This window comes from Shewanella sp. SM23, assembly GCF_025654295.1.
Classification (GTDB): Bacteria; Pseudomonadota; Gammaproteobacteria; order Enterobacterales; family Shewanellaceae; genus Shewanella; species Shewanella oncorhynchi.
This window is the reverse complement of sequence record NZ_JAKKRM010000011.1, coordinates 119307-145443: the sequence shown is the minus strand read 5'-3', so window position 1 is coordinate 145443 and position 26137 is coordinate 119307. Positions and strand designations below refer to the sequence as shown.

22 protein-coding genes and 3 tRNA genes are annotated in these 26137 nt (G+C 45.8%); 14 read left to right on the top strand and 11 right to left on the bottom strand.

Features of this window, described 5'->3' with window-relative positions; genetic code table 11:
- Positions 1-16: 16 nt before the first annotated feature.
- The 3 genes from L5L98_RS14555 to L5L98_RS14545 all read left to right on the top strand — a co-directional run bounded on the left by L5L98_RS14555 (position 17) and on the right by L5L98_RS14545 (position 3403).
- Positions 17-1231, top strand: a complete 1215-nt coding sequence (locus tag L5L98_RS14555; RefSeq protein WP_105252462.1) for a pyridoxal phosphate-dependent aminotransferase — start codon at positions 17-19, stop codon at positions 1229-1231.
- Between the two features lie 209 nt (positions 1232-1440).
- Entirely contained in the window at positions 1441-2028 is a 588-nt protein-coding gene (gene yfbR, locus L5L98_RS14550) for a 5'-deoxynucleotidase (protein ID WP_263141958.1), read from the top strand.
- Between the two features lie 25 nt (positions 2029-2053).
- Positions 2054-3403 (top strand): anti-phage deoxyguanosine triphosphatase, encoded by a 1350-nt coding sequence (locus tag L5L98_RS14545; protein ID WP_173244953.1) that lies wholly within the window; start codon positions 2054-2056, stop codon positions 3401-3403.
- Between the two features lie 185 nt (positions 3404-3588).
- Here the strand turns inward: L5L98_RS14545 and L5L98_RS14540 are convergent, their stop codons facing one another.
- From L5L98_RS14540 to zwf, 4 genes are read right to left on the bottom strand one after another with little or no spacing between them, the layout of a single operon-like run.
- Positions 3589-4230, bottom strand: a complete 642-nt coding sequence (locus L5L98_RS14540) for a bifunctional 4-hydroxy-2-oxoglutarate aldolase/2-dehydro-3-deoxy-phosphogluconate aldolase (RefSeq protein ID WP_028759995.1) — start codon at positions 4228-4230, stop codon at positions 3589-3591.
- Between the two features lie 20 nt (positions 4231-4250).
- Positions 4251-6077 (bottom strand): phosphogluconate dehydratase, encoded by a 1827-nt coding sequence (gene edd, locus L5L98_RS14535; protein ID WP_198573512.1) that lies wholly within the window; start codon positions 6075-6077, stop codon positions 4251-4253.
- A 24-nt stretch (positions 6078-6101) separates the two neighbouring features.
- Positions 6102-6800 carry a 6-phosphogluconolactonase gene (pgl, locus tag L5L98_RS14530; RefSeq protein WP_105252460.1) on the bottom strand — a complete coding sequence of 233 codons (699 nt, stop codon included), beginning with the start codon at positions 6798-6800 and terminating at the stop codon, positions 6102-6104.
- Positions 6801-6809: 9 nt separating this feature from the next.
- Complete coding sequence (zwf, locus tag L5L98_RS14525) at positions 6810-8282, bottom strand: glucose-6-phosphate dehydrogenase (protein ID WP_028759998.1); 1473 nt, start codon at positions 8280-8282, stop codon at positions 6810-6812.
- A 311-nt stretch (positions 8283-8593) separates the two neighbouring features.
- Between zwf and L5L98_RS14520 the strand changes: the two genes are divergently transcribed.
- Both L5L98_RS14520 and pyk read left to right on the top strand, forming a co-directional pair.
- Complete coding sequence (locus L5L98_RS14520) at positions 8594-9448, top strand: MurR/RpiR family transcriptional regulator (RefSeq protein ID WP_006081563.1); 855 nt, start codon at positions 8594-8596, stop codon at positions 9446-9448.
- 186 nt (positions 9449-9634) lie between these two features.
- Positions 9635-11074, top strand: a complete 1440-nt coding sequence (gene pyk, locus L5L98_RS14515; protein ID WP_105252459.1) for a pyruvate kinase — start codon at positions 9635-9637, stop codon at positions 11072-11074.
- A 244-nt stretch (positions 11075-11318) separates the two neighbouring features.
- Here the strand turns inward: pyk and L5L98_RS14510 are convergent, their stop codons facing one another.
- Complete coding sequence (locus L5L98_RS14510) at positions 11319-13598, bottom strand: acyl-CoA dehydrogenase (RefSeq protein ID WP_263141949.1); 2280 nt, start codon at positions 13596-13598, stop codon at positions 11319-11321.
- Positions 13599-13614: 16 nt separating this feature from the next.
- The gene (locus tag L5L98_RS14505; RefSeq protein ID WP_028760001.1) at positions 13615-14253 is read right to left on the bottom strand and encodes a TetR/AcrR family transcriptional regulator; all 639 of its coding nucleotides are present in this window, start codon (positions 14251-14253) and stop codon (positions 13615-13617) included.
- 220 nt (positions 14254-14473) lie between these two features.
- Here L5L98_RS14505 and L5L98_RS14500 point away from each other — a divergent pair, with 220 nt between their 5' ends.
- A complete protein-coding gene (locus L5L98_RS14500; protein ID WP_263141945.1) occupies positions 14474-16339 on the top strand; it encodes a M2 family metallopeptidase in 1866 nt (621 codons plus the stop codon).
- 83 nt (positions 16340-16422) lie between these two features.
- Here L5L98_RS14500 and smrA read toward each other — a convergent pair whose 3' ends face one another.
- Entirely contained in the window at positions 16423-17013 is a 591-nt protein-coding gene (smrA, locus tag L5L98_RS14495; protein WP_263141943.1) for a DNA endonuclease SmrA, read from the bottom strand.
- A gap of 118 nt (positions 17014-17131) precedes the next feature.
- Here smrA and L5L98_RS14490 point away from each other — a divergent pair, with 118 nt between their 5' ends.
- On the top strand, positions 17132-17707 hold the full coding sequence (locus L5L98_RS14490; protein ID WP_028760004.1) for a DUF4440 domain-containing protein: 576 nt from the start codon (positions 17132-17134) through the stop codon (positions 17705-17707).
- 104 nt (positions 17708-17811) lie between these two features.
- Positions 17812-18330 (top strand): YchJ family protein, encoded by a 519-nt coding sequence (locus tag L5L98_RS14485; RefSeq protein WP_113939684.1) that lies wholly within the window; start codon positions 17812-17814, stop codon positions 18328-18330.
- Positions 18331-18500: 170 nt separating this feature from the next.
- On the opposite strand, the gene L5L98_RS14480 is transcribed toward L5L98_RS14485, so the two are convergent.
- From L5L98_RS14480 to L5L98_RS14470, 3 genes are all read right to left on the bottom strand, one after another.
- The gene (locus tag L5L98_RS14480; RefSeq protein ID WP_198573477.1) at positions 18501-20684 is read right to left on the bottom strand and encodes a putative bifunctional diguanylate cyclase/phosphodiesterase; all 2184 of its coding nucleotides are present in this window, start codon (positions 20682-20684) and stop codon (positions 18501-18503) included.
- Between the two features lie 244 nt (positions 20685-20928).
- The gene (locus tag L5L98_RS14475; RefSeq protein WP_113939682.1) at positions 20929-21216 is read right to left on the bottom strand and encodes a DUF406 family protein; all 288 of its coding nucleotides are present in this window, start codon (positions 21214-21216) and stop codon (positions 20929-20931) included.
- A gap of 208 nt (positions 21217-21424) precedes the next feature.
- Positions 21425-21913: a VC2046/SO_2500 family protein gene (locus L5L98_RS14470; RefSeq protein WP_263141936.1), complete on the bottom strand. Its 489-nt coding sequence runs from the start codon at positions 21911-21913 to the stop codon at positions 21425-21427.
- A gap of 125 nt (positions 21914-22038) precedes the next feature.
- Here L5L98_RS14470 and L5L98_RS14465 point away from each other — a divergent pair.
- From L5L98_RS14465 to L5L98_RS14450, 4 genes are all read left to right on the top strand, one after another.
- Positions 22039-22123, top strand: a tRNA-Tyr gene (locus tag L5L98_RS14465).
- A 71-nt stretch (positions 22124-22194) separates the two neighbouring features.
- Positions 22195-22279 (top strand) — tRNA-Tyr (locus L5L98_RS14460).
- A gap of 143 nt (positions 22280-22422) precedes the next feature.
- Positions 22423-22507: transfer RNA gene (locus L5L98_RS14455), tRNA-Tyr, on the top strand.
- Between the two features lie 229 nt (positions 22508-22736).
- A complete protein-coding gene (locus tag L5L98_RS14450) occupies positions 22737-23882 on the top strand; it encodes a PLP-dependent cysteine synthase family protein (RefSeq protein ID WP_263141934.1) in 1146 nt (381 codons plus the stop codon).
- Positions 23883-23980: 98 nt separating this feature from the next.
- On the opposite strand, the gene queE is transcribed toward L5L98_RS14450, so the two are convergent.
- Positions 23981-24649, bottom strand: coding sequence for a 7-carboxy-7-deazaguanine synthase QueE (gene queE / locus L5L98_RS14445; protein ID WP_131524163.1), 669 nt, complete (start codon positions 24647-24649; stop codon positions 23981-23983).
- A gap of 171 nt (positions 24650-24820) precedes the next feature.
- Here queE and queC point away from each other — a divergent pair, with 171 nt between their 5' ends.
- Both queC and rrtA read left to right on the top strand, forming a co-directional pair.
- Complete coding sequence (queC, locus tag L5L98_RS14440) at positions 24821-25543, top strand: 7-cyano-7-deazaguanine synthase QueC (RefSeq protein ID WP_263141931.1); 723 nt, start codon at positions 24821-24823, stop codon at positions 25541-25543.
- Positions 25540-26136, top strand: coding sequence for a rhombosortase (gene rrtA, locus L5L98_RS14435; RefSeq protein WP_263141929.1), 597 nt, complete (start codon positions 25540-25542; stop codon positions 26134-26136). The genes queC and rrtA overlap by 4 nt, the downstream gene beginning before the upstream one ends.
- Position 26137: the final 1 nt, after the last annotated feature.

Here is a 26137-nt window from a genome sequence, read left to right as displayed (position 1 = left end):
ATGTTCCGAGGTGTAAATGCGCCCTATCATCAAATCCAACAAGCTGGATACCGTTTGCTATGACATCCGCGGCCCAGTGCACAAGGAAGCCAGACGTTTAGAAGACGAGGGGCATCGAATCCTCAAACTCAACATTGGTAATCCGGCCCCCTTCGGTTTCGAAGCGCCTGAAGAAATTGTGCGCGATGTGATCCTCAATTTACCCAGTGCCCAAGGCTACTGTGAGTCAAAAGGATTATTCTCTGCCCGTAAGGCCATAGTGCAGCATTATCAAGCCCAAGGGATTTTTGGTGTCGATATCGAAGATATCTATATAGGTAACGGCGTTTCAGAACTTATTATGATGGCAATGCAAGGCCTGCTGAATACCGATGATGAGATCTTAATCCCCTCACCAGACTATCCCCTGTGGACAGCAGCGGCGAATCTCGCGGGCGGCAAGGCTGTGCATTATCGCTGTGATGAAGAAGCGGACTGGTTCCCCGATCTCAACGACATTAAAAGTAAAATTTCATCACGTACTCGCGGCATAGTGCTGATTAACCCGAACAACCCAACCGGAGCGGTATACAGCAGAGAATTACTGCTGCAAGTAGTTGAACTGTGTCGTCAACATGATCTGATCCTTTTTGCCGATGAAATTTACGATAAAATTTTATACGACGAAGCCAAGCATATTCCTGCTGCGGGTCTATCAGATGATATTTTAACTGTTACTTTTAACGGTTTATCAAAGGCTTATCGTGCAGCAGGATTTCGTGTTGGTTGGATGATGTTATCTGGCAATCTTAAGGCTGCTAAAAGTTACATCGAAGGCTTAGAGATGCTGTCCTCGATGCGCCTCTGTGCAAACGTGCCCAATCAACATGCAATTCAAACCGCGCTCGGCGGTTATCAGAGTATTAACGAGCTTATTTTGCCTAATGGCCGCCTCACAGTCCAAAGGGATGCCTGTTACGAATTGCTTAACCAAATTCCAGGCGTGAGCGTTAAAAAACCCAAGGGCGCACTCTATGCCTTCCCGAAACTGGATATGAAAAAATTCAATCTGCGGGATGATGAGCGTTTAGTGCTGGATTTGCTCAGAGAAAAGAAAATTCTGTTAGTGCACGGCACGGCCTTTAACTGGCCTGAGCCCGACCATTTACGAGTGGTTTTCTTGCCCTATAAAGAAGATCTGAAGAAAGCATTTACCGAGTTTGGTGCCTTCCTCGAAAACTATCGACAATAGAATATCCCTTTAACGGTTTGAGACATAAAGCGATCCTAGTGGTCGCTTTATTTTTAGCTATTTATTTAAATCCTCTACGCTCATGCTCACGTGTCATCCAAGGCTGTGATAATCTAAGACTTCACTAGCGTCAATACTGCCTATTCACTTGTTTCATGTCTTCCATTGCAGCTTGCCGCCTTCCGATTTCACTCTTTAGCAGGAAAACTATGAGTCATTTATTTGCCCATTTAGCTCGCATGAAACTTATCCAACGCTGGCCTTTGATGTACAACGTTCGCACTGAAAATGTTCAAGAACACTCGCTGCAAGTTGCCATGGTGGCCCATGCACTGGTGATCATCAGCAATAAAAAGTTCGGCACAACGCTCGATCCCCATCAAGCCACCAGTTTGGCGATTTTCCACGATGCCAGTGAAATTCTCACCGGTGACTTACCGACGCCAGTGAAATACTTCAATAAAGAAATCGAAGCCGAGTATAAAAAGATTGAGGCGATTGCCGAGCAGCGCATGTTAGATATGGTACCTGAGGAATTTAAAGAAGATTATCGCAATCTGTTCATCAGTGATTACGCCGATCCCGTTTACAAGACCATAGTTAAATCCGCCGATACTCTGTGTGCCTATCTTAAATGCCTTGAGGAAAACCGCGCTGGCAACAGTGAATTCAATACTGCCCGTAAGCGTCTCGAAGACATGCTGGCGACAAATCCAGATCCCGCAGTACAGTATTTTATGAGCTGCTTTGTGCCCAGTTTCACCTTGAATTTAGACGAAATTAACAAGATGCTTTGATTTTCCACTCTCGCTAGGAATGCATATGACTTCAAGTGTTTGGCAAGAACGCCGTCATGGTGAAGATAAACAACGGCGCTTTGATCACCGCAGCCCCTACCAAAGAGACAGGGCGCGTATTCTCCACTCGGCCGCCTTTCGCCGCCTTCAGGCCAAGACCCAAGTGCTCGGCGTTGGCATGAATGACTTCTATCGCACCCGATTAACCCACTCACTCGAAGTCTCGCAAATTGGCACTGGCATAGCCGCGCAGCTCAGACGCAAATATCCACAACATAAACAACTGCTTTGCTCTATGAGCTTATTAGAGTCCCTGTGCTTGGCCCACGATATTGGTCATCCTCCCTTCGGCCACGGTGGCGAAGTGGCATTAAATTACATGATGCGCGACCACGGCGGTTTCGAAGGCAATGGCCAAACTTTTCGTATTTTATCGAAACTTGAGCCCTATACCTTAGATTTTGGCATGAACTTATGCCGCCGAACTATGCTCGGGATTTTGAAATACCCTGCGCCGCACTCGAAGCTATTTGTCGCGGGTGAACATAATGAAATCACCAACCACAGACAGTTAAAACCGTCACAATGGCCGCCGGTTAAGGGCATTTTCGACGATGATAACGACATCTTCGCTTGGGTGCTTGAGCCTTTGTCTGAGGCGGATAGCCGTCGTTTTACATCGACTCAGCAAGGTTCACACCCCGCCCTGCACCACTATCCACATCTGCGAACCCAGTTTAAATCCTTCGATTGCTCGATTATGGAACTGGCAGATGACATCGCTTATGCGGTGCACGATCTCGAAGATGCGATTGTGATGGGCATAGTCACAGCGTCCCAGTGGCATCAAGATGTGGCGCCGACACTGACGAACAGCAGTGATGCTTGGATAAAACAAGAGCTGGCAGATATTGGCAACAAGCTGTTTTCACATGAGCATCACCTACGTAAAGATGCCATAGGCACACTCGTTAATGGCTTTGTCACCGCTATTGTTATCTCAGAAGATGACGTGTTCGAAGAGCCATTATTGCGCTTTAATGCGACGTTAGAGCCAGAATTTGCCATTGCGCTCAATGTGCTCAAGCAACTGGTTTATAAATACGTGATCCGTAAACCTGAGATCCAAATGCTCGAATATAAAGGCCAGCAAATTGTGATGGGATTATTTGAAGCCTTCGCTTCCGATCCCGAGCGTTTACTGCCACTGAACACCCAAGAGCGCTGGCGCGAAAGTGAGCAACAAGGCTTAAACAGTCACAGAGTGTTGGCGGACTATATTTCGGGGATGACAGATGAGTTTGCGGGGCGACTGTATCAACAGCTATTTAGCCCCAAAGCGGGCTCGAATGTGGAGCTGAGCAAGGAAATGTAGGCAAGCAGACATTGCACGGCCGACTTGCTATAAATCCAGACCGTTTGTAAATGTGCGAGTTACTGTAAAAACCAGACTTTCTACAGAGTCAGCTATCGCCGCCGTTCTTTATCAAAATGCGAAAAATAAAAGACAAAAAACCACCTCGCGGTGGTTTTTTATTTTGTCACTATTTCAAGCTCGATTTATAAAGCGCCAATGGCATCTTTACAAAGTTGAGTGATACGATCCCAATCGCCGTGTTCCATTGCATCCGTTGGCGCAATCCAGCTGCCACCAATACAATCGACGTTTTTCAGCGCTAAATAATCTTTATAGCTACTTGGCGTAATACCACCTGTTGGGCAGAAGCGAATATCCGCTAGCGGACCCGAGAAGGCTTTAAGAGCATCAACACCACCCGAAGCTTCGGCTGGGAAGAATTTAAAGTGGGTGTAACCGAGCGCCATACCCGTCATCACTTCTGAAATGCTCGCAACCCCTGGAATTAAAGGGATTGGACCATGCATACCCGCTTTGAGCAGTTCAACCGTTGCACCTGGGGTAATAATAAACTGCGCACCCGCGGCAATCGCAAGATCAAGCTGAGCTTCGTTTAAAATAGTACCCGCGCCCACTAAGGCCTCTGGCACTTCTTTGGCGATTTTAGTGATAGCTTCGAGTGCACAAGGAGTACGCAAAGTCACTTCTAATACGCTAATGCCGCCGGCAACCAGTGCTCGCGCTAATGGCACCGCATGTTCAATCTTGTTAATCACCATAACAGGAACAATAGGGCTGCGTTTAAAAATATCTTGTGGCTGTAGTGACCAGTTATTCTCAAGCATTGCGTTATTCTTCCTTTGTATTAATAAAGTTCATCGATGGCATTAGTACAACGCGCACCAGTTTCTGGACTACTTAGATTTGAACGTAGCGCACTAAATAACTCTCGGCCCATGCCATAACGTGAGCGATGTAAATCCACAATTCCCGCGGCTCTGGTGGCAAGTTCAGCTTCAGATACAAGCAAGCTCAGTTCGCCAGTTAACGCATCGACACGGATCAAGTCGCCATCTTGGACTTTGGCAATTAAACCGCCATCTAAGGCTTCTGGCGTTAAATGAATGGCCGCAGGGACTTTACCCGACGCGCCAGACATACGACCGTCGGTCAGCAGCGCGACTTTAAAGCCTTTGTCCTGAAGCGTTCCCAATAATGGGGTTAACTTGTGTAATTCTGGCATACCGTTGGCTTTCGGGCCTTGACCTTTAACCACCACAACACAATCTCTATCCAGAGCACCGGCTTGGAACAAGGCATCGAGTTTGTTTTGATCGTCAATCACCACTGCGGGCGCTTCAACGACACGATGTTGTTCTTGTACTGCTGACACTTTGATCACAGCGCGGCCTAAGTTACCTTTGAGTAATTTTAAGCCACCGTTGCCTTGGAAAGGTGATGCGACTGACGTTAACACTTCAGTATCTAAGCTAGTCGTTGGACCATCGACCCAGCGCAGTTCACCGTCGAGCAGCCTTGGCTCTTGGGTATAACGGCGTAAACCAAAACCCGCAACGGTATTCACATCTTCATGCAATAGACCCGCATCAAGCAATTCTTTGATTAAGTACGCCATGCCACCGGCTGCATGGAAATGATTAATATCGGCATGACCGTTTGGATACACACGCGCCACTAATGGGACAGCATCGGATAATTCAGAAAAATCATCCCAGTTCACAATAATACCGGCAGCACGAGCCGCGGCGACAATATGCATCGTCAAGTTAGTTGAACCACCAGTAGCCAAAAGTGCCACAATGCCGTTAACCACAGATTTTTCGCTGACCACTTCACCGATTGGGGTATATTGAGTCCCCATTTCAGTTAAACGGCACACTTGCTTAGCCGCCATCTTATTTAACGCTTCGCGCAGTGGATCGTCAGGATTCACAAAAGATGATCCCGGTAACTGCAGACCCATCACTTCGAGCATCAGTTGATTTGAGTTTGCCGTGCCGTAGAAAGTACAGGTTCCCGCACTGTGGTAAGACTGGGCTTCAGCTTCTAACAGCTGTGCACGGTCTACTTTACCTTGAGCAAATTGTTGACGAATACGGGCTTTTTCTTTGTTCGGGATACCTGATTTCATCGGCCCTGCCGGCACGAATAACATAGGTAAGTGACCAAAACTTAAGGCCCCTATGAGTAAGCCTGGAACAATTTTATCGCAAATACCGAGCAGTAAAGCGCCATCGAACATGTTGTGAGACAAGCCCACAGCCGTTGCCATCGCAATCACTTCACGACTCAGTAAGCTCAATTCCATACCGGGTTGACCTTGAGTCACACCATCACACATGGCCGGAACACCGCCTGCCACTTGTGCAACACTGCCAACTTCCTGACAGGCTTTTTTAAGCAATTCAGGATATTTTTCATAGGGTTGGTGCGCAGATAACATATCGTTAAATGCCGTCACTATGCCGATGTTCGCTTTATTCAATTGACGCAATGCATTTTTGTCGTCTGGATTACAGGCGGCAAAACCATGGGCTAAGTTGCCACAGCTCAATGAGCTACGGTGTACACCATGGTTACGGGCATCATTCAATGCGGCGAGATAACCTTCACGTGACGCTTTGCTACGGGCAATAATTCTGTCGGTAACAGCTTGAACTACTGAGTGTATTTCTACTGAGTGCATAGTGACTCCTTAAGCGCTCCAGAACACATCAACGGGCGTTTTACGCTGCGCTAATACGGCTCTGATAGGCATAGCATGGACATCATCACTTTCTAACGCTTGACGATATACGGATAATTTCTGTTCCCCGACCAAGTGCAGATAAATTTGTCTGCTGTTCAGAATCGCACTCTTAGAGAGCGTAATTCTGCCATGGGGCGCTGTGGTGGGGTTCGTCGCCACACACAAGGCTTGGGTTGTGAGCGCATTTTCAAGCTCAGCACTGCAGGGAAACCAAGAGCAGGTATGACCATCGTTCCCCATACCTAACACCACCACATCAAAAGGACGTGGGAAGTTAGACAAGGACTCGGCGGCCATATCGGCGCCCGCTTCTGCGGTCGAAAACATGTTTTTTAAACCGCGAAATTTGGCATTCGCCGCACGGTTTTGTAATAAATGTTCACGCACGAGACGCTCATTAGAAGCATCAGCGTCGGCTTCAACCCATCTCTCATCGGCAAGCGTGATATAAACATCACTCCAATCGATGGATTTCATGCTCAATAGTTGAAATAACTTAAGCGGCGTCGAACCACCGGAAACGACTAAGCTCGCTTTTCCGCGGGCATCGACGGCTTCCTGCAACTGGCTCGCAATTCTATTCGCAAGCTGTTGTTCTAACGCACTTGGCGTATCGAAAGATTTGAATACGGTTTCTTTAATCATCAAAGTCTCCTACTCGTCCCACGAACGGCCATCTTTGGTGATCAAAGCAACTGACGCAACTGGACCCCAAGTACCCGCAGGATAAGGTTTTGGTTTTTCGTTGCTTTGTTCCCACGATTGGATAATGCCATCCACCCAAGTCCATGCCTGCTCGACTTCGTCGCGGCGCACGAACAGCGCTTGATTACCGAGCATAGCTTCGAGTAATAGACGCTCGTAGGCATCGGCGATACGTTCATTTTTAAAGGTATCAGAGAAGCTCAAATCGAGTTTAGTGGTTTGTAGACGTTGTTTTTGCTCCAAACCTGGCACTTTGTTCATCATCTGGATTTCAACCCCTTCATGGGGCTGCAGACGGATCGTCAGCTTGTTCGGTGGCAGATTTCGGTAGCTTGAGCGATATAAGTTATGCGGTGGATTTTTGAAATACACCACAATTTCAGAGCTCTTAAACGGCATACGTTTACCGCTACGTAAATAGAAAGGCACACCCGCCCAACGCCAGTTGTCGATATCCACACGAATAGCCACGAAGGTTTCTGTGTGTGATTGAAGGTTGGCGCCTTCTTCTTCTAAATAACCCGGGACTGGGCTGCCCTTTAAGAAGCCTGCGCTGTACTGACCGCGTACGGTATTTTCATACACATTGTCAGAATTAATCGGACGCAGTGATTTCAGCACTTTAACTTTTTCATCACGGATACTGTCAGCGTCTAAGTTAACAGGTGGGTCCATGGCAACGAGTGTTAACACTTGCAGCAAATGGTTTTGGATCATATCGCGCATCTGACCCGCTTTGTCGAAGTAACCCCAACGACCTTCGATGCCCACTTCTTCTGCGACTGTGATCTGGACGTGGTCAATCGTACGGTTGTCCCACTTAGAAGCAAATAAAGAGTTCGCAAAACGCAGGGCAATCAAGTTCTGTACGGTTTCTTTACCTAAGTAATGGTCGATACGGTAAACCTGACGTTCTTTGAAGTAAGCGGAAACTTGGTCATTGATAACGCGAGAAGAGTCTAAATCTGAGCCGATGGGCTTTTCGAGCACCACGCGTGAATCTGGGTGGATAAGATCTTGTTCATGCAAACAACGGCAAATGTCGCCGAATATTGCAGGTGGCGTAGCAAAGTAACTGACCATAACGCGCTCTTCTGGTTTGAGCAGATCATGGAAGGCACTGTAGCCCGCTGAATCGGTAAAGTTAGTGCCTATATAGTGGCAGCGGGACAGGAAACGTTGGAGAGTCTCTTCGCACAAAGGCTCTTTCACGAAGGTGTTTAATGCAAGCGTGACTAATTCGATAAACTCATCTTGAGTAAACTCGTCTTTCGCGACACCGATCACTTTCGTATCTTTATCGAGAAGTTCAGCTTTATCTAGCTGGTATAAAGAAGGTAACAACTTGCGTCGTGCCAAATCGCCTTTAGTACCAAAGAGTACGAAGTCACAAGCTTTGGCGCCTGATGTTGTTTTGCCCATTGCGTTACGATCTCCTTTGTATGTCGTGTCCCTTCATGTCGATGAAGAAATCCACACTTTTGTTGTAATATAACAACAGAATTTGTTAAATGCATCTATTTTTATAAATATTAACATTCTTGCTAACTAGTCACTTGCTGCATAAATCTGATATGCTTTTTGTGCTTAAATTACTGAAGGTAGTAAAGTCTTATTTCAAAATTGTACTGAAAAGTTACTACATAGAGTCTATTAGTGGGCCGCCAGTCTGATCTGCTCCCACGAAATAAAAATAAATAAAATTACATTCTCAATTTAGCGGACATACGCGTATGAATACCCTAGAAAAGGTTCAAAAAAGCCTCACCCATTTTAGTAAATCAGAACGCAAAGTTGCAGAGGTGATCTTAGCATCACCACAGACAGCTATACATTCTAGCATTGCCACACTGGCTAAGATGGCAGATGTCAGTGAACCTACTGTGAATCGTTTCTGCCGCCGCTTAGATACTAAAGGTTTCCCTGATTTTAAGTTACATCTAGCACAAAGTCTTGCGAACGGTACACCTTATGTGAGCCGCCACGTTGAAGAAGATGATTCGACTGAGTCTTACACGACAAAAATATTCGAATCTTCAATGGCTTCGCTCGATACCGCACGTCAAAGCCTAGACATTTCAGCCATTAATAAAGCCGTTGATATTCTCACTCAAGCTAAGACTATTTCCTTTTTTGGCCTAGGCGCATCCGCTTCAGTTGCCCATGACGCGCAAAATAAATTCTTCCGCTTTAATGTCCCTGTCATCTGTTTTGACGATGTTCTAATGCAACGCATGAGCTGCATTAACAGTAATGAGGGCGATGTGGTGGTATTGATTTCCCACACTGGCCGCACTAAGTCATTGATTGAAATAGCGCGTTTAGCGAGAGAAAATGGTGCAGCTGTGATTGGTATTACCGCCCGCAACTCGCCTTTGTCAATGGAATGTACACTGCCCGTGACAATGGAAGTGCCAGAAGATACAGACATGTATTTACCTATGGCCTCGCGTTTAGCCCAATTAGTCACTATAGATGTATTGGCAACGGGTTTTACCTTACGTAGAGGCCCACGTTTCCGCGATAATTTGAAACGAGTGAAAGAAGTGTTAAAAGAGTCTCGCATCAATAAAGATCCGATACTGTAACTCACTTCCTTTTCTAAAAATGGCTAGTGTTGATCCTTAACCTAGCCATTTATCGTGCAAATATCAGCGATACCTCACAATTTTCATACATAACTTTAGATCAATTTGATTGTAACTTTACTACAAAATTTGGAATTGCATGGTAATATAGTCCCAAGATTTTTTTAACTTTAACGGAGTATCCTTATGTTCCGCAGAACCAAAATCGTCACCACTCTAGGTCCCGCTACCGATCGTGATGATAACCTACGCCGCATCATCGCGGCAGGTGCAAACGTTGTACGTCTTAATTTCTCCCACGGTTCCCCCGAAGATCATCTAAAACGAGCAACTCAAGCGCGCGAAATCGCTAAAGAGTTAGGCGTTCATGTGGCCATTCTTGGTGACTTACAAGGCCCTAAAATCCGCGTTTCTACTTTCAAAGACAATAAGAAAGTACAACTCGTATTAGGTCAAGCCTATGTACTTGATGCCGAGTTAGCCAAAGGTGAAGGCGACGAGACCCAAGTGGGTATCGATTACAAGCAATTGCCAGACGATGTGACTGTTGGTGATATCCTGATGTTAGATGATGGCCGTGTTCAATTACGCGTTGAGCGTGTTGAAGGCCGTAAAGTGCATACCACAGTGACTGTGGCAGGCCCTTTATCTAACAACAAAGGTATTAACAAACAAGGCGGCGGACTTTCTGCTGCTGCGCTGACCGAAAAAGACAAGGCTGACATTCTCACTGCAGCAATGATCCAAGTGGATTATTTAGCCGTGTCTTTCCCGCGCAGTGGTGCTGACTTGGACTATGCACGCGATCTTGCCCGTCAAGCAGGTTGTAATGCGTTGATCGTTGCTAAAGTTGAACGTGCTGAAGCGGTTGCGACCGATGCCGCTATGGATGATGTGATCTTAGCGTCTGACGTTGTTATGGTTGCCCGTGGTGACTTAGGTGTTGAAATTGGTGATGCTGCACTCGTTGCAGTGCAGAAGAAGTTAATCGCCCGTTCACGCCAACTGAATAAAGTCGTCATCACTGCCACCCAGATGATGGAATCGATGATTTCAAGCCCAATGCCAACCCGCGCCGAAGTGATGGACGTGGCGAACGCTGTGCTTGATGGTACCGATGCTGTGATGTTATCTGCTGAAACTGCTGCCGGTGACTTCCCAGAAGAAACCGTTAAGGCAATGGCAAACGTGTGTGTTGGCGCAGAATCTCACCCAAGTGTGATTGTGTCTAAACATAGATTAGATGTGCGTTTCACTTCAGTTGAAGAAACCATTGCGCTATCAACTATGTATGCGGCTAACCACCTAGAAGGCGTTAAGGCGATTATCGCTCTGACTGAATCGGGTGCAACACCACAGTTGATGTCTCGTATCAGTTCTTCACTGCCAATCCTGGGTTTATCACGTCACGCAACAACCTTAGCCAAAATGGCCTTGTACCGCGGCGTGTTGCCAATTTACTTCGATTCAACTATCCACCCAGCCGATGAGCTAGCGCAAAAAGCGTTAGAAGCATTAACAGCGGCTGGTTATTTGAATAGCGGTGATATGGTGCTGATGACCAAAGGCGATGCAATGGAAACGATTGGCGGCACTAACACCTGTAAAGTGTTGATCGTAGCTTAAGTTGCTTAAGCTTCCTCTAACAACTCAAGCTCGTTAGAAAACAGCCAATAAAAAACCACCTCATGAAGGTGGTTTTTTTTATATTGACTGTTTTCTGTAAGCGCTTATTTCTGTTGATTAAAATTTGCTATACTCTCATTACTGAGGAAAATCCAAGCGGCCAAAGCGGCGTAGCCATCGAACTTAATACCGCTTAGACCAAACTGCACTAACATTAAACGCTAACATCAAACACTAGCAATCACTATAACGCTTCGAAATCATTCACATTAATTGCCGCTAAGCGCAGCTTATCAGCATGCTGTAACTTTTGTTCTTCGTCGGCAGTGATAACGCCAGTCTCGAGTGCTTTTGCAAACAAGACTAGATTCGGCACTTTTGCTGGCAACTCACCGGCACGCTGCGCTTTCTTCAGTTTTTTATAGATATCTTTACAGGCATATTGCGCGATAAATGCTTGCTCAACTTCAGCAATACCACCCTTATCCCCTTCAAATTCAGGACATAAGAAAGTAATACGTTCACGAGCAGGGCCAGGCTTCAACATACCGCTAACTAAATCGGTCGCCATTTTGTCGCTCGGTGCAGTGAAGTGATTACCCAGTGGAAAAATTAAGCCGCGCAGTAACCAGGCCACAGGACGGCTCGGGAAGTTACGAATCGTGTCTTCCAACGCTTTAGCCGCCAAGTGCAAACGATTGGCCATTACATAACGTACCGCAGGCAAATCGTCCTGTTGACGGCCATTATCTTCAAATAACTTCAAGGTCGCTGAGCCTAAATACAACTGGCTGAGCACATCACCCATACGTGCCGACAGCATTTCTTTACGTTTTAAATCGCCGCCCATGATCAGCATTGATAAATCTGTCATTAAGGCTAATGCAGACGAAATACGCGACATATCTTTATAGTACTGCTTAGTTTCACCGCTCACTGGCGCACTGCCAAAACGGCTACCGCTTAACGCGCTAAACAACGCACTGAAAGCATTACGCGTGGCATAACCCATGTGACCCATTAATAGCGCATCAAAACGCTCTAAGGCTTCATGTTGGTTTTCCATCGCTGCGGCTTCCATTTCGGCAAGTACGTAAGGATGGCAGCGAGTCGCACCTTGACCAAAAATCATCAATGAGCGGGTTAGAATATTCGCGCCTTCCACAGTGATCGAAATTGGATTCGACATATAAGGGTGGCCTAAATAGTTTTTAGGTCCTAATTGAATGCCCTTACCCGATTGAATATCCATGGCATCGTTCATCACAGAACGGCCTAATTCAGTCATGTGGTACTTAGCTATCGCGGTCACGACCGAAGGTTTGACTTTAAGATCGATACCCGTGGTTGTTAAACGGCGTGCGGCTTCTAACTGATAAGTGTTGGCAATAATACGCGCCAGCGCTTCTTGCACCCCTTCAAACTGACCAATTGCCATTCCAAACTGGTGACGCACATAGCTGTAAGCCGTTGTCGTCTTCGTCGCCATGTGACCAGAAGCCGTTGCCAATGCTGGCAATGAAATACCGCGGCCCGCAGACAAACACTCAACCAGCATACGCCAGCCTTTACCGGCAAACTCAGGGCCACCGATAATCCAATCGAGCGGAATAAACACTTCTTTACCTTGAGTAGTACCGTTCATAAACGCCATTCCCAGCGGATTATGACGACGACCAATCACCACACCAGGATGATCCGTTGGGATCAGCGCACAGGTAATGCCTAAGTTTTTCTTATCACCAAGCAGACCTTCAGGATCGCGCATTTGGAACGCTAAACCCAGAACTGTTGCTACAGGCGCCAACGTGATATAACGCTTATCCCATGTAAGTTTAAGCCCAAGCATTTCTTCGCCGTTGAAAGTATCACGACACACAATACCGACATCGGGGATAGCACCGGCATCACTGCCCGCTTCTGGACCAGTTAATGCAAAACAAGGAATTTCATCGCCTTTAGCTAAAGCAGGTAACCAACGTTCTTTCTGCTCGCTAGTACCATAGTGGGTTAGCAACTCACCAGGGCCTAAAGAGTTAGGCACCATCACAGTCACAGCAGCGCTTACGCTACGGCTGGCTAATTTGCTGACAATGGTCGAGTTTGCATAGGCAGAGAAAGCTTTACCACCAAATTTCTTCGGAATGATCAGTGCGAAGAAACCTTCTTTCTTAAAGTATTCCCACAGCTCTGGCGGTAAATCCTTGCGGTTATGCACTATGTCGAAATCATCGATCATCGTCAGTGCTGTCATTACTTGATTATCAATAAAGTCTTTTTCTTCTGCAGTTAGCGTGGGTTTGCCATAGCTATGCAAGGTATTCCAGTTAGGATTTCCGCGAAATAACTCCCCTTCCCACCATACATCACCCGCTTCCATCGCTTCACGCTCGGTATCGGAAAGTGGCGGCAAGACCTTCTTGAAAAAACTAAAAACTGGGCGGGTAATAAACTGCATCCGGATATTTTTCACTGTAAACAACACGACAATGGCTATCAGGGCAAGAATTATAATCGTCAACATTATCAAGACCTTTTAATTAAGAAGAAACGGGGACTGATACGCCAGCCGCCATGTAGGGGATCACTTTACGGATCACGGCTTCGATGTCGTTATGCTCACCAAACTCAGCAGCAGCAATGTCATTTAGGGCATCAGCGGACGCCATAGTGAACACGATAGTGCCTAAGGTAAAGTGTAAGCGCCAAAACATTTCAGCGGGTGGAATATGTGGTGCACTGGCCGAAACGGCTTTAACAAAAGCATCGAGATGCTGGCCGTAATGGGTAGTAATAAACCAACGTAAATGCCCTTGGCTTTCGATATAGCCACGGCCTAAAAGCTGCAGGAAGATCGTGGTACCTTCGGTACGTAGCGCGTTTAAATCCAATAAAGGATCGACCAAAGAAGACAGGATCTCTTCGAGTGTAGCTTGTGCTGGAGCGGCATTTAAACGGTGAATTTGGCTTGAAGCAGCAGGCATAAATACGTCTAAATAGCGGGCTAACACTGCACGGATCAGCTCTTTTTTAGAACCAAAGTGATAATTGACCGATGCTAAATTCACCTCAGCTTTGCTGGTAATGAGTCGCAAGGAAGTCTCAGAAAAGCCCCGTTCGGCGAACAGTTTTTCTGCGGCATCAAGTATTCTAGTTTTTGTATCGGATCGACTTGCCATTCCGTGACCTTGAATTAATTTAAAACACTCGTTTAAATTAAACATTGGCACCACGGATGTCAAACTAAAATTGGACAAATTCACCGCTTTCTAGTCTGTGATACAAACGGTATGTCGTACATGTCCGAATAAGTGTTAAAAACAAGTCTATTAACCCTTGTGCAATAACCCTGCGGTTTAGGTAAACTGTGTAACACAAAAACAACAAGGACAACTAGACATGGTTATTTCATTGAATCGTCGCAGTAAAATCGCCCTCACAGTGGCACTCGCGCTGGGATTAACGGCCTGTAATGATGCTCAAAGTAAAACAGACAAGACAGCTACTACAGAAGCAGCTGTCATCAATACCGCCCCAGATAAAGCACAAGCCATTGCTTTTATTAATGATGCTGAAGCCAAGATGGCCGAATTATCGATTGAATCTAATCGCGCCGAGTGGATTTACAGCAACTTTATTACTGATGATACCGCGGCCCTGTCTGCCGCAGTCGGCGAAAAGGTCAGTGCCGCGTCGGTAAAATTTGCAACTGAGGCGGCTAAGTATGCCAATGTGCAACTCGATCCCGTAAATGCCCGCAAGCTCAATATACTGCGCAGTGCATTAGTGTTACCCGCGCCGCTCGATCCTGCGAAGAATACCGAGCTGGCGCAAATTAGTTCAGAATTAAATGGCTTGTACGGCAAAGGAAAATACTGTTTTGCCGACGGCAAGTGTATGACTCAGCCTGAGCTATCGAGCTTAATGGCCGAATCACGTGATCCCGTAAAATTACTGGAAGCGTGGAAAGGCTGGCGTGAAATAGCTAAACCCATGCGCCCCTTGTTTCAACGCGAAGTTGAACTGGCCAATGAAGGCGCAAAGGATCTCGGTTATGCCAACCTGTCTGAACTATGGCGCAGTCAATACGATATGAAGCCCGATGACTTTTCACAGGAACTCGACCGTCTTTGGGGCCAAGTTAAGCCACTTTATGAGTCCTTGCACTGCTACGTGCGGGGAGAATTGAATAAAGAGTACGGCGATACCGTCGCACCGACCACTGGCCCCATCCCTGCACACTTACTTGGCAACATGTGGGCCCAGCAATGGGGCAATGTGTATGATCTCGTCGCCCCTGACAATGCCGATCCGGGTTACGATGTCACTGAGTTACTGGCAAAGAAAGGCTATGACGAGCATAAAATGGTGAAACAAGCCGAAGGCTTCTTCACATCATTAGGGTTCGCACCATTGCCAGAAAGTTTTTGGGCGCGTTCTCTATTCGTACAACCAAAGGACCGTGATGTGGTTTGTCACGCTTCGGCGTGGGATCTCGATAATCTCGACGATATCCGCATTAAAATGTGTATCCAAAAAACTGCCGAAGATTTTAGCGTTATCCACCACGAACTTGGGCATAACTTCTATCAACGCGCTTATAAGCAACAACCCTTCCTATTTAAAAACAGCGCCAACGATGGTTTCCATGAAGCCATTGGTGACACGATTGCACTGTCGATTACGCCAAGCTATTTAAAGCAAATCGGCTTATTAGAAGAAGTACCTGATGCATCTAAGGATATCGGCCTCTTACTAAAACAAGCCTTAGACAAAATTGCTTTCTTGCCCTTTGGCCTGATGATAGATCAGTGGCGCTGGAAAGTGTTTAGCGGCGAAATCACGCCCGCCCAATATAACCAAGCTTGGTGGGATCTGAGGGAAAAATACCAAGGCGTCAAAGCACCGACTGAACGTAGTGAAGCAGATTTTGATCCGGGTGCTAAATACCATGTACCAGGCAATGTACCCTACACCCGTTACTTCCTAGCGCATATTTTGCAATTCCAATTCCATCAAGCGCTGTGTGAAACTGCAGGCGATAAAGGTCCGGTACACAGATGCAGTATTTATGGTAATCAAGCCGCGGGAGAGAAACTCAATAAGATGCTCGAGTTAGGCTTAAGTAAACCTTGGCCAGAAGCATTGAAAGAAGTCACCGGCAAAGAAGCCATGGATGCAAAAGCGGTGCTCGATTACTTCGCCCCACTTAAAACATGGTTAGATGAGCAAAATACCACCGCAAACCGCCAGTGTGGTTGGTAAGGCTTCATTAAATCATCACCCAATAACATAAAACAAAATGCCCAATAAAATTGGGCATTTTTATTCAATACTTATCTGTTTAATCAACGCCATCCCATGCCTTTACGATTAGCTTCACGGTTTTCAAGCTTGAGCTGTTCTGACTTAGTTAACATCACATAAAGTGCCCCAGCACCGCCCTGCTCGGTTTTCGCCGAATGATAGGCAAGCACCATATCGAGTTGTGATAACCAATAGCACACAGCGGATTTGAGCAATCCCGCAAAGGGTTGACTCTGATAGCCTTTACCGTGGATCAACATGACACAGCGTTCACCATGTGCCTGCGCTGCCAGTAAATAGTTAAGGACGGCATCACGAGCTTGGTTTAACCGATAAGCATGCACATCAAGCTCCATCTTGATGCTGTATTGCCCCATTCGGAGTCGTTTAAAAACGCCGCCTTGTACCCCTTCACGTTTAAAGCTCACAATGTCATCTGGCGCTTGCTGTGGAAACGCTTTTAAATCCAGTGGCATACACGCTAGGAAGGCTTCCCGTTGTAAAGCATCGCGTCTGTGTATTTGCTCAGTCGTCAACGCTTTCGGTGCTAAATTTACCACTGGCATATCGCCTTTTAGTGGCACGACTCCAGCCATTTCCTCAAAAAACAGTGCTGATTCATCATCCAGCATGGCAAGCTCCTTTACTTCACACTCTTGTACAGAAACACACTTTGTAAACATTCAAGGCTTTAGTTCAGCGGGCGCCTCCATTATAGTGACGCCATGATTGCCAGATTAGAATAAAGTAATGAAATTTTTGCCGCTAGTCCTGATGTGCTTATTGTCACTGCCAAGCTTAGCCAATCCAGCTAAAACTCATACAAAATCCACTGATGATCAATTGATCAACGCTAATTACCCTTTGTTTATTAGCGCTTTTAATCAATTGTCCCCTGAGGTGACCCGTGAGATTTACGCTGATGACGCTAGCTACTTATCTGAGAGTCAAAGTAAAGAAATTTACTATGGACGAGACAATATTGTCGCCATTTACAAGAAGTTTTTCGATAAAATCCGCGCCAAAAAAGCCACTATTGACGTGGATTTCCGCATTACTAAACGCAAAATTATCGGTAATGGTGCCATAGATACAGGCTATTATTTGGTTCGATTTTACCCGGCACAAGAAACTGGCGAACCTGTGAGTGAATTTGCTGGCAAATTTGCTATTGGTACAGAAAAAGTCTCATCCACCCAATGGAAAGTGAGCTTAGATACCAATAACCGCGCAGAACCTAGCTATTATCTGAATGCGAAACCAGTGCCTAACTTGTATTATGGTCGCCAATTTCCGCCTTTACCTGCGGGTAAAAAATTACCCTAATGTTAATGCTTATTACGTTTAAATGGATTGTCTAACATCTAACGCATTTAGATAGAAATCGAACAAATTTAAACAAATACAATTAAATTAAAGACTTAGAAAACATGACTACAACTAAGCAAGCCTGCCCCTGTGGCAGTGGGATAAGCTATCAAGATTGCTGTGGTCCACTGCATACGCATGTAGACTCTGGGCAAGTGATTGCCCGTACACCTGAACAGCTTATGCGCTCACGCTACTGCGCATTTGTATTGAAAAATTTTGATTACATTTTAAAAACACATCATCCAGACTATCTAAATGGCCTTACTCTCACGAGCCTCAATGCTGATCCTCATCCACATTGGTTAGGATTAGATGTACAGAGCAGTACTGAAACACCAAGCCACAATGCTCAAGCGGCGATAGTTGAACAACGACATGGCACTGTTACTTTTAAAGCTTGGTATAAGCTCGATGGTGAAATTGATGCTATCTATGAGCGATCAGAATTCATCTACCAAGCAAGTCGCTGGTATTACAGCCAAGGCCAGCAAATGACGGCTAAATTACCCGGTAGAAATGATCTCTGTATTTGCCATAGTGGCAAAAAATTCAAACAATGCTGCTTAAAATCTCGATAGGTATACAGTGCTGAACTGCACTGGAAAATTACGATGAAGGTTTATAGTGCTAATTGAACAAGCACAGAGATGAATAATAAAGGCAACCTAGATTACAAACCTAGGTTGCCTTTATTTTATCGTGAGCAGCACATTTGAAATAATTGTGACTTAGTGGGTTATGTGTAACTTTAGTGAGTTATGACCGAAGCGCTTTTAGCCGACAAGATAAATTGTGCAAACTCAGGCTCCCGTAATGCAGGACTATAGAGATAACCCTGTGCCTGATGACAAAAACTTTTCGCTAAAAATGCTTCTTGCTCAAGGGTTTCAACCCCTTCTGCCGTCAGAGATATATTTAATGCATTCGCCATGGCGATAATGGCTGACACAATTTCGCGACTTTCGCGGCTGACGGTAAGATCTGAAATAAACGAACGATCAATCTTAAGTTTACTGATCGGAAACTGCTTCAAATAACGCATAGAGCAGTAACCCGTCCCAAAATCGTCAATCGCGAGCCCTACGCCTAATTCCGCTAATTCTTGGCATAACAAGGTCGCGTGGCGAATATCACCCATCAATTCAGTCTCTGTGATCTCTAAGATTAACGTCTTAGGTTTCAAGCGATAACGTGTCAACAACTGCCACACTTGCTCGAATAAATTACCACTGAAGAACTGGCGGGCCGACACATTCACATGCATTGTCATATCGGCATTATGATGCTGCCATAGGTTTAACTGTCGACATGCGGCCTCTAAAACCCAGCTGCCGATAGAATTAATCATCCCCGACTGCTCAGCAATATCAATAAAGGAAGCTGGAAATAACACGCCTCTTTTAGGGTGGTGCCAACGGATTAAGGCTTCGGCGCCAATATAGGTATTCTGCTCAAGATCCCTCAGAGGCTGATAATAAAGCTCAAACTGACGACCACGGATCGCACTGTGTAAATCACGTTCTATCTGCGCATCCTCTTTAAATGCACTCAATAACGTGCTGTTAAATACTTGGATTGCAGTGCCTTTTTTCTTTTTAGCATACTGCACTGCAATATCGGCACAGGTTAATGGGGCAAACAAACTCGCCACAGAGGCAATATCAACCACAGCTAAAGCAGGCTTTGGTTCGACTTGCTCACGGCCGATTAAAATAGGCATAGCAAGATGTTGATACAGGCGCGTACTAAAATAATCGAGATCGTAAACCGCATTATCATCGGTCAATAGCACGGCAAATTCATCGCTGCCGACGCGGGCAATTTCGGTGGCCTTATTAATCTCAGAAAAATGTTTCAAACGGCGGGCAATTTCTATCAACAAACTATCGCCATTTTCATGACCATAGGTATCGTTAAAACGCTTAAATCCCACTAAATCAACTAATAACAACAGTCCCTTCGTGGTACGTTCAAGGACTCGATTAAAATGAGTACGGTTATGTAGTCCCGTTAATCCACAACGCCAAGCAAGCCGTTCAAGCTCTGACTTATAGTTATGCTCGTCGGTATTTTCTTCACACGAGACCAAGGCATAATGATTGCCGCGATCGGTAATGAACTGACTCAGCACGTATGTCAGCCAATAACGACTGCCATCGGCACGACTAAACTGCACTTCGCCTTTGGCAATTTCGCCCCTAAAGATTTGCGCTAGAGTTTGCTCGGCTAATTGGGCATGCTGCTTGAAAAAAGCCAACTCACGGATATTCGCGCCGATAATCTGCTCACGAGGCATGCCGGTGATTTCACTGTGCGCCTGATTCACATACTCGACTTTTTCAGTATGCAGATTAATTAACATACTGATTTGTCGCGATTGTTCAGTGGCACAGCGAAATAAACTCAAGCTTTCTTCTTTATCGTAGCTGTGTTTTGTCGCTAAGGTCAGGGCTAATTGGTCAGCCATCTGGCACGCGAGGTGAATTTCACTGTCATGCCAGTGGGGAGTCAATTGTGCCCGTTCGATGCAGAGCACACCTTCGAGATGGCCATTGATACGAATAGCGATGTCAAGACTCGAGTTGATTTGCCTCGGGATAAAATAGCACTCAGCCAATTCACTTAAACGTGGATCGGTGAGGGCATTGCCTGCATCGATATGGCGCAGAGTTTTGAGCTCGTGTACATACCGGGGGCAATCTTGTAATAACTTAGGTCTATGAATGTCTTGCAACATCATAGAACCAAATTGTGCGACGAGTGATTGGGTTTGTTGATCAGATGAAAAAGTCCACACTGATACCAAAGAAACCGCTAAATTCTGGCACAACAACTCTGTGGTTAACTCTGCCGTCTTTGTGAAATCGCCCTGCTGTTTTGCAGTTGACTGTACCAAAGACTCCAATAAATGCTGATGCTGACGTCGCTTCACGCTGGTTCCCTACAAAACTTCGTGTTGGGCTAAAGGTCTTTGCTGTTAGCAAACTTACCTTGAAATTTAGAATTAAGCTGATTGAATTATTCTTATTTGGAGGCAGATTACACTAACTGTTGTAAGCACAGCAACATGTGGCACAATTTATTACAATTTGGTTAACAATAGCAGCATTTTTAGGCAATTAGCGCGATTTCCGGATATCCATAACCGACTAAAAACTAAAGTGCTGCTTTAAAAATTACAGGCCGTTTTCCAATTGAAAAATCATTTTTTCCGCGCTGACATTGAAGGTCAGCAGTAAGTCGACGCCTTCAGTCTTAGTCACAAATTCAGTTTGCACTTCAGCAAATCGAGTTTGAGCGCGTGTTGCCATGCTTTCGGCATCCGCTTGAGCGCTATCGCCAACAAAATTTAACGTCAATAACGTATCGTGTTCATCAATAACGGCGCCGATATCGACAAAGCTGCCGCAATCGGTGCAAGTGTCATTCACTGTCGGGCTCTGTGCTTCTATTATGCCTTTCATCTGTATTCCTTAATGTATAGAGCGACTGATTAACGGCATCACTAAAATATGCTCGTTAAATTTTTAACGCGGTAAATTTTAACTCGATAGGTTAATACGAATTATAGGTAATTAAGCTTCAAGATAACTGGCTTTAGCTCACGCTTATTTATCGAAATGGATCAGATTGACTTGATGGGTATTGAAGACCACTTGCGGGAAGACGGCCTTAGGCTGAAGCGAGCAAAGACACAAGATTACGTTGGATTGCCAATTGATCAGCAAAGTGCATGATCTCGACTTTGGGCGCGGTTAGTTGGCCCCTTTGCCTCAGCTGAGTGACATGGTCACAGTTACTTAACGCTTCTGCCATTGCGACTGACTCGCCGCCACGGATGACTAAGGCTTCCGGTCGCAATGCTTGTTGTAATTGAAACGCACGTGGACCTTGAGCCATAAAAATACTGCTGTTATCAACCACTGGTTCAGCAGACGATAAATCCGCCATTAAACTTTGCTGCGGTGGCAATTCGAACTGACGTTGTAATTTTTGCGCCATATCAAGTTCATTTTGCCATTGGAATTGCGCCATGTCCCGAGCGTCAACCGACAGTAACGACAGCAACAGGGCGAATTCGCCCCGTCTGTCGTTTTCTATCGCCGCGTTTAAGCGGGTGCCAATTTGGGCTTCGTTGACTAAAGGAACATCAATTTGCATAAAAAAACATCGTCAAAACAATTCGTTGTTAGTTAATCGACCATTTGATACATAACTTTAGTAATATTTTTAAATTGGGTATTTACATGGAAAAGGTTTCTGACTACTATGGCGGCCGCAATTGAGGAGGGGTTCCCGAGTGGCCAAAGGGATCAGACTGTAAATCTGACGGCTCAGCCTTCGAAGGTTCGAATCCTTCTCCCTCCACCATTTGCACTGCAAGTTTTATCGTGTTGTTCGAAAATGATGTAGAGTTTTACAAAAGCGTTAAAGGTATTCGTGGAGGGGTTCCCGAGTGGCCAAAGGGATCAGACTGTAAATCTGACGGCTCAGCCTTCGAAGGTTCGAATCCTTCTCCCTCCACCATCTTTATCTCTAACGCAGATAATCATTTTTCAAAAGCTAAACATGGCCAATGTTTAGTTTTGTCTTGATAAACAAGTCCGTTATTGATGATGTTTTGAAAGACAATTTTAAAAGTTAGTTGTAAAGCTAAAAAGAAAGTTTGTGGAGGGGTTCCCGAGTGGCCAAAGGGATCAGACTGTAAATCTGACGGCTCAGCCTTCGAAGGTTCGAATCCTTCTCCCTCCACCATTTCTTTCACTCTCGCATATCCTTCTTGTTCCACTTCCGCTTAGTCTGTTCCAACTTAATCTGACTGTTCCAGCTTAAATCTGATTAAATTCTTAGTATTTCTATGTTAAGTAAACCTCTTGGTTAACGACATTTTTTGATTTCAATTACGTCGTGCTCGACTTTAAGCGAATGACTTCAAGCTCATCCAATAAAACCGCTTTGCCCGTCCCTGTGATATGCTCTGAAAATGATCCCTTTCGATGTGACTACTATGATTTCTAACACGATTCAACCACCAGTGGATTCTCACAGCGCTCACAGACTCTGCCCAACATGGGAAGCCCACGCGATAGGCAAGATTGAAGCGGATTTTCAGCGCAGCGCCGATACCCACTTGATTAAGCTTGAATTACCTATGCTCGATGGCATAGATATTTATCTTAAAGATGAAAGTACCCACCCGACAGGGAGTTTGAAGCATCGCCTCGCCCGCTCACTCTTCCTCTATGCCCTGTGTAACGGCTGGATTAAGCAAGGCACGCCAATTATCGAATCCTCATCGGGCAGTACGGCGATTTCTGAAGCCTACTTTGCCCGCTTACTCGGTTTACCTTTTATTGCCGTAATGCCCAAAAGCACAGCTAAAAAGAAGATTGAGCAGATCACTTTCTATGGCGGTCAATGTCATTTTGTCGATCATTCCAGTGAGATTTACGCCGAATCGGCGCGCCTTGCCGCAGAGCTTGGCGGCCATTATATGGATCAATTCACCTACGCCGAGCGTGCAACCGACTGGCGCGGTAATAACAATATCGCTAACTCGATTTTCAATCAGATGGAGCGCGAGCCACACACTATCCCGCGGTGGATAGTGATGAGCCCAGGCACTGGCGGCACATCGGCGACCATAGGCCGCTACATTCGCTATCAGAGGTTGGCAACACAACTTTGCGTGGTCGACCCGCAAAACTCCGTTTTTTTTGATTTCTATCAGAGCGGCGATGCCAGCTTAACCTGTTGCAATGGCAGTAAGATTGAAGGCATAGGTCGACCGAGAGTCGAGCCATCGTTTATTCCTGGAGTTGTCGATACTATGCTGCAAATTCCCGACGCCGCATCAGTGGCGACGATTCATTGGTTAGAACAATTGATTGGCCGTAAAACCGGCGCATCCACAGGAACCAACCTGTACGGCGCATTGCAACTTGCAGTACAAATGCAAGCGCGTGGAGAGCAAGGCTCAATAGTGACCCTCATTTGTGACTCGGGTGAGCGTTACCTTGATACTTATTACGATACAGATTGGATTACAGCTAACATCGGCGATATTGCGCCCTATCAGCGCCAACTTGTAGCATTTAATCATTTCGGCCAGTTAAGTGAGCTTGATTAAGCAACTGTATTAAGTCGTTAGGTTTAGAATCCACAAAACATCCACCATAAAAAACGCCCCACAACTGTGAGGCGTTTTTTATGCTTTGCAGATTAGCATTAATCAATATTCAAATACTTATGAGTCTGGATCGATAAGCGCCAATTACGGGCGATACACACTTTCATCGCCAGTTCTGTCGCTCTAGGCTTTTGACTAATCGGCTGCAGGCAAATCGTTTTCGCTGAAATATCGATGTCATGCAGTAACTCATCAAGTTCATCGATGTGATTTTCAGTAGCGATAGGATGCTTAATCTCATTGGCGCGGTTCAGCGCCTGTGCTAATACCTGATAGCCCCCTTTCATGTTCACCTTGGGTGATACTGTCACCCAAGTGTCATCGGCACAGTTGATTTCAAAGGTGCCACTGGTTTCGATTTGAGTCGCAAAGCCTTGACTGTGCAAGGTCTCGGTTAATTCGCGTAAATCGTACATACAAGGCTCACCGCCGGTGATCACGATATGCCGCGCAGTAAAGCCTTTAGCGTGAAAAGCAGCAATAAGACTTTGCGCCGTATGATCAGCCCAGCGACCAATGGTGCCGTCCACGGTAATCACTTGCTCTGGCGACACCTTATTGGCTTCAAGCACATCCCATGTCTGTTTCGTATCGCACCAAGCACATCCCACGGGACAACCTTGTAGGCGGACAAATATGGCGGGCACTCCGGTAAAGACACCTTCACCTTGAATGGTTTCAAATACTTCGTTGACAGGGTAATTCATACTGACGTTCCACTTTTCTGGGGCGGCATTTATAGTGGATTTTAGCTTGAGCTGCAAGTCTTTGCGCCGAGAAAGCCTATTTCGGCCCTATAGTCAGAGTTTGCAAGCCCTATGGCCTGAGTTACACTAACGCCCTATTTATACCTGTTCTACGGTGAAGTGAAATCCTTTATGTCAACGAGCTTAGTGTCAAAAACAGTGGTGTCCAAAGCAGTGGTGGTATTCAGTGGCGGACAAGACTCAACAACTTGCCTTATTCAAGCCCTAACCCAGTACGATGAAGTACATGGGATCACTTTTGACTACGGTCAACGCCACCGCGAAGAAATTGAAGTTGCCAAATCCTTAGCAAAACGCTTGAAGATCACCAGTCATAAAGTCATGGATGTCACCTTACTCAATGAGTTAGCTATTTCAGCCCTCACCCGTGATGCGATACCCGTTTCACACGAGTTGATGGAAAATGGCTTACCCAATACCTTCGTGCCCGGCCGTAATATTTTATTTTTAACGCTTGCAGGTATTTATGCCTATCAATTAGGGGCGCAGGCGATTATCACAGGCGTGTGTGAAACCGATTTTTCAGGCTACCCTGATTGTCGTAACGATTTTGTCAAAGCGATGGAATCCGCCTTAGTTCAAGGCATGGATAAGCAACTAAAAATCATCACGCCTTTAATGTGGCTCAATAAGGCACAAACCTGGGCACTGGCGGATAAATATCGGCAACTTGATCTGGTTCGCCACCATACTCTCACCTGTTATAACGGCGTGATTGGCGATGGCTGTGGTGATTGCCCTGCCTGTCATCTTCGCAAACGTGGATTAGATGACTATCTACAGAATAAAGCAGCGGTCATGGCTGAGCTTGACGCCAGCGAGCCTAAAGCATGACACGCAGTCCCTATTGGGTCGCGCTGATGGTGAGTCTGATCTGTGCGGGTTTGTATGCCGCAGGCTTAGCAAGCCCCGATGTCGATAACTTACTCGCCTATCGCCGCAGTGCAATTAGTGAGGGTGAATGGTGGCGATTAATCACAGGAAATTTACTGCACACGAATCAATGGCATCTATTGATGAATCTTGCAGGGCTGTGGGTGGTGCTATTTTTGCACCATTTTCATTATCATCTCAAAGGCTTAAGTGCACTATTTTTCGTGTTATGTTTACTTGAAGGTATAGGCTTGTATTTAGGCTATCCGCAATTGCTTGGTTATGTCGGCTTAAGTGGTATGTTGCATGGCTTGTTCGCCTACGGCGCAGTGCAGGATATTGTCCGTAAGCTGCGCTCAGGCTATCTGCTGCTCGTTGGCGTTATCATCAAAGTCGGTTACGAACAGCTTTATGGTGCCAGCAGTGATGTCACCGCCATGATAGGTGCGCGCGTAGCAACCGAGGCGCATTTGGTCGGCTTAATCTGCGGGTTGATTTGCGCTTTAGCGGTGTTTATCAAGCTAAAAATGAGCCCATCAAAAGTCCCTGCTTAAT

Excerpts from the sequence above, each read along its gene's own strand:
- L5L98_RS14555 (WP_105252462.1), top strand. The coding sequence starts at position 17 with ATGCGCCCTATCATCAAATCCAACAAGCTGGATACCGTTTGCTATGAC.
- yfbR (WP_263141958.1), top strand. The coding sequence starts at position 1,441 with ATGAGTCATTTATTTGCCCATTTAGCTCGCATGAAACTTATCCAACGC.
- L5L98_RS14545 (WP_173244953.1), top strand. The coding sequence starts at position 2,054 with ATGACTTCAAGTGTTTGGCAAGAACGCCGTCATGGTGAAGATAAACAA.
- L5L98_RS14540 (WP_028759995.1), bottom strand. The coding sequence starts at position 4,230 with ATGCTTGAGAATAACTGGTCACTACAGCCACAAGATATTTTTAAACGC.
- pgl (WP_105252460.1), bottom strand. The coding sequence starts at position 6,800 with ATGATTAAAGAAACCGTATTCAAATCTTTCGATACGCCAAGTGCGTTA.
- zwf (WP_028759998.1), bottom strand. The coding sequence starts at position 8,282 with ATGGGCAAAACAACATCAGGCGCCAAAGCTTGTGACTTCGTACTCTTT.
- L5L98_RS14520 (WP_006081563.1), top strand. The coding sequence starts at position 8,594 with ATGAATACCCTAGAAAAGGTTCAAAAAAGCCTCACCCATTTTAGTAAA.
- pyk (WP_105252459.1), top strand. The coding sequence starts at position 9,635 with ATGTTCCGCAGAACCAAAATCGTCACCACTCTAGGTCCCGCTACCGAT.
- L5L98_RS14510 (WP_263141949.1), bottom strand. The coding sequence starts at position 13,598 with ATGTTGACGATTATAATTCTTGCCCTGATAGCCATTGTCGTGTTGTTT.
- L5L98_RS14505 (WP_028760001.1), bottom strand. The coding sequence starts at position 14,253 with ATGGCAAGTCGATCCGATACAAAAACTAGAATACTTGATGCCGCAGAA.
- L5L98_RS14500 (WP_263141945.1), top strand. The coding sequence starts at position 14,474 with ATGGTTATTTCATTGAATCGTCGCAGTAAAATCGCCCTCACAGTGGCA.
- smrA (WP_263141943.1), bottom strand. The coding sequence starts at position 17,013 with ATGCTGGATGATGAATCAGCACTGTTTTTTGAGGAAATGGCTGGAGTC.
- L5L98_RS14490 (WP_028760004.1), top strand. The coding sequence starts at position 17,132 with ATGAAATTTTTGCCGCTAGTCCTGATGTGCTTATTGTCACTGCCAAGC.
- L5L98_RS14485 (WP_113939684.1), top strand. The coding sequence starts at position 17,812 with ATGACTACAACTAAGCAAGCCTGCCCCTGTGGCAGTGGGATAAGCTAT.
- L5L98_RS14475 (WP_113939682.1), bottom strand. The coding sequence starts at position 21,216 with ATGAAAGGCATAATAGAAGCACAGAGCCCGACAGTGAATGACACTTGC.
- L5L98_RS14470 (WP_263141936.1), bottom strand. The coding sequence starts at position 21,913 with ATGCAAATTGATGTTCCTTTAGTCAACGAAGCCCAAATTGGCACCCGC.
- L5L98_RS14450 (WP_263141934.1), top strand. The coding sequence starts at position 22,737 with ATGATCCCTTTCGATGTGACTACTATGATTTCTAACACGATTCAACCA.
- queE (WP_131524163.1), bottom strand. The coding sequence starts at position 24,649 with ATGAATTACCCTGTCAACGAAGTATTTGAAACCATTCAAGGTGAAGGT.
- queC (WP_263141931.1), top strand. The coding sequence starts at position 24,821 with ATGTCAACGAGCTTAGTGTCAAAAACAGTGGTGTCCAAAGCAGTGGTG.
- rrtA (WP_263141929.1), top strand. The coding sequence starts at position 25,540 with ATGACACGCAGTCCCTATTGGGTCGCGCTGATGGTGAGTCTGATCTGT.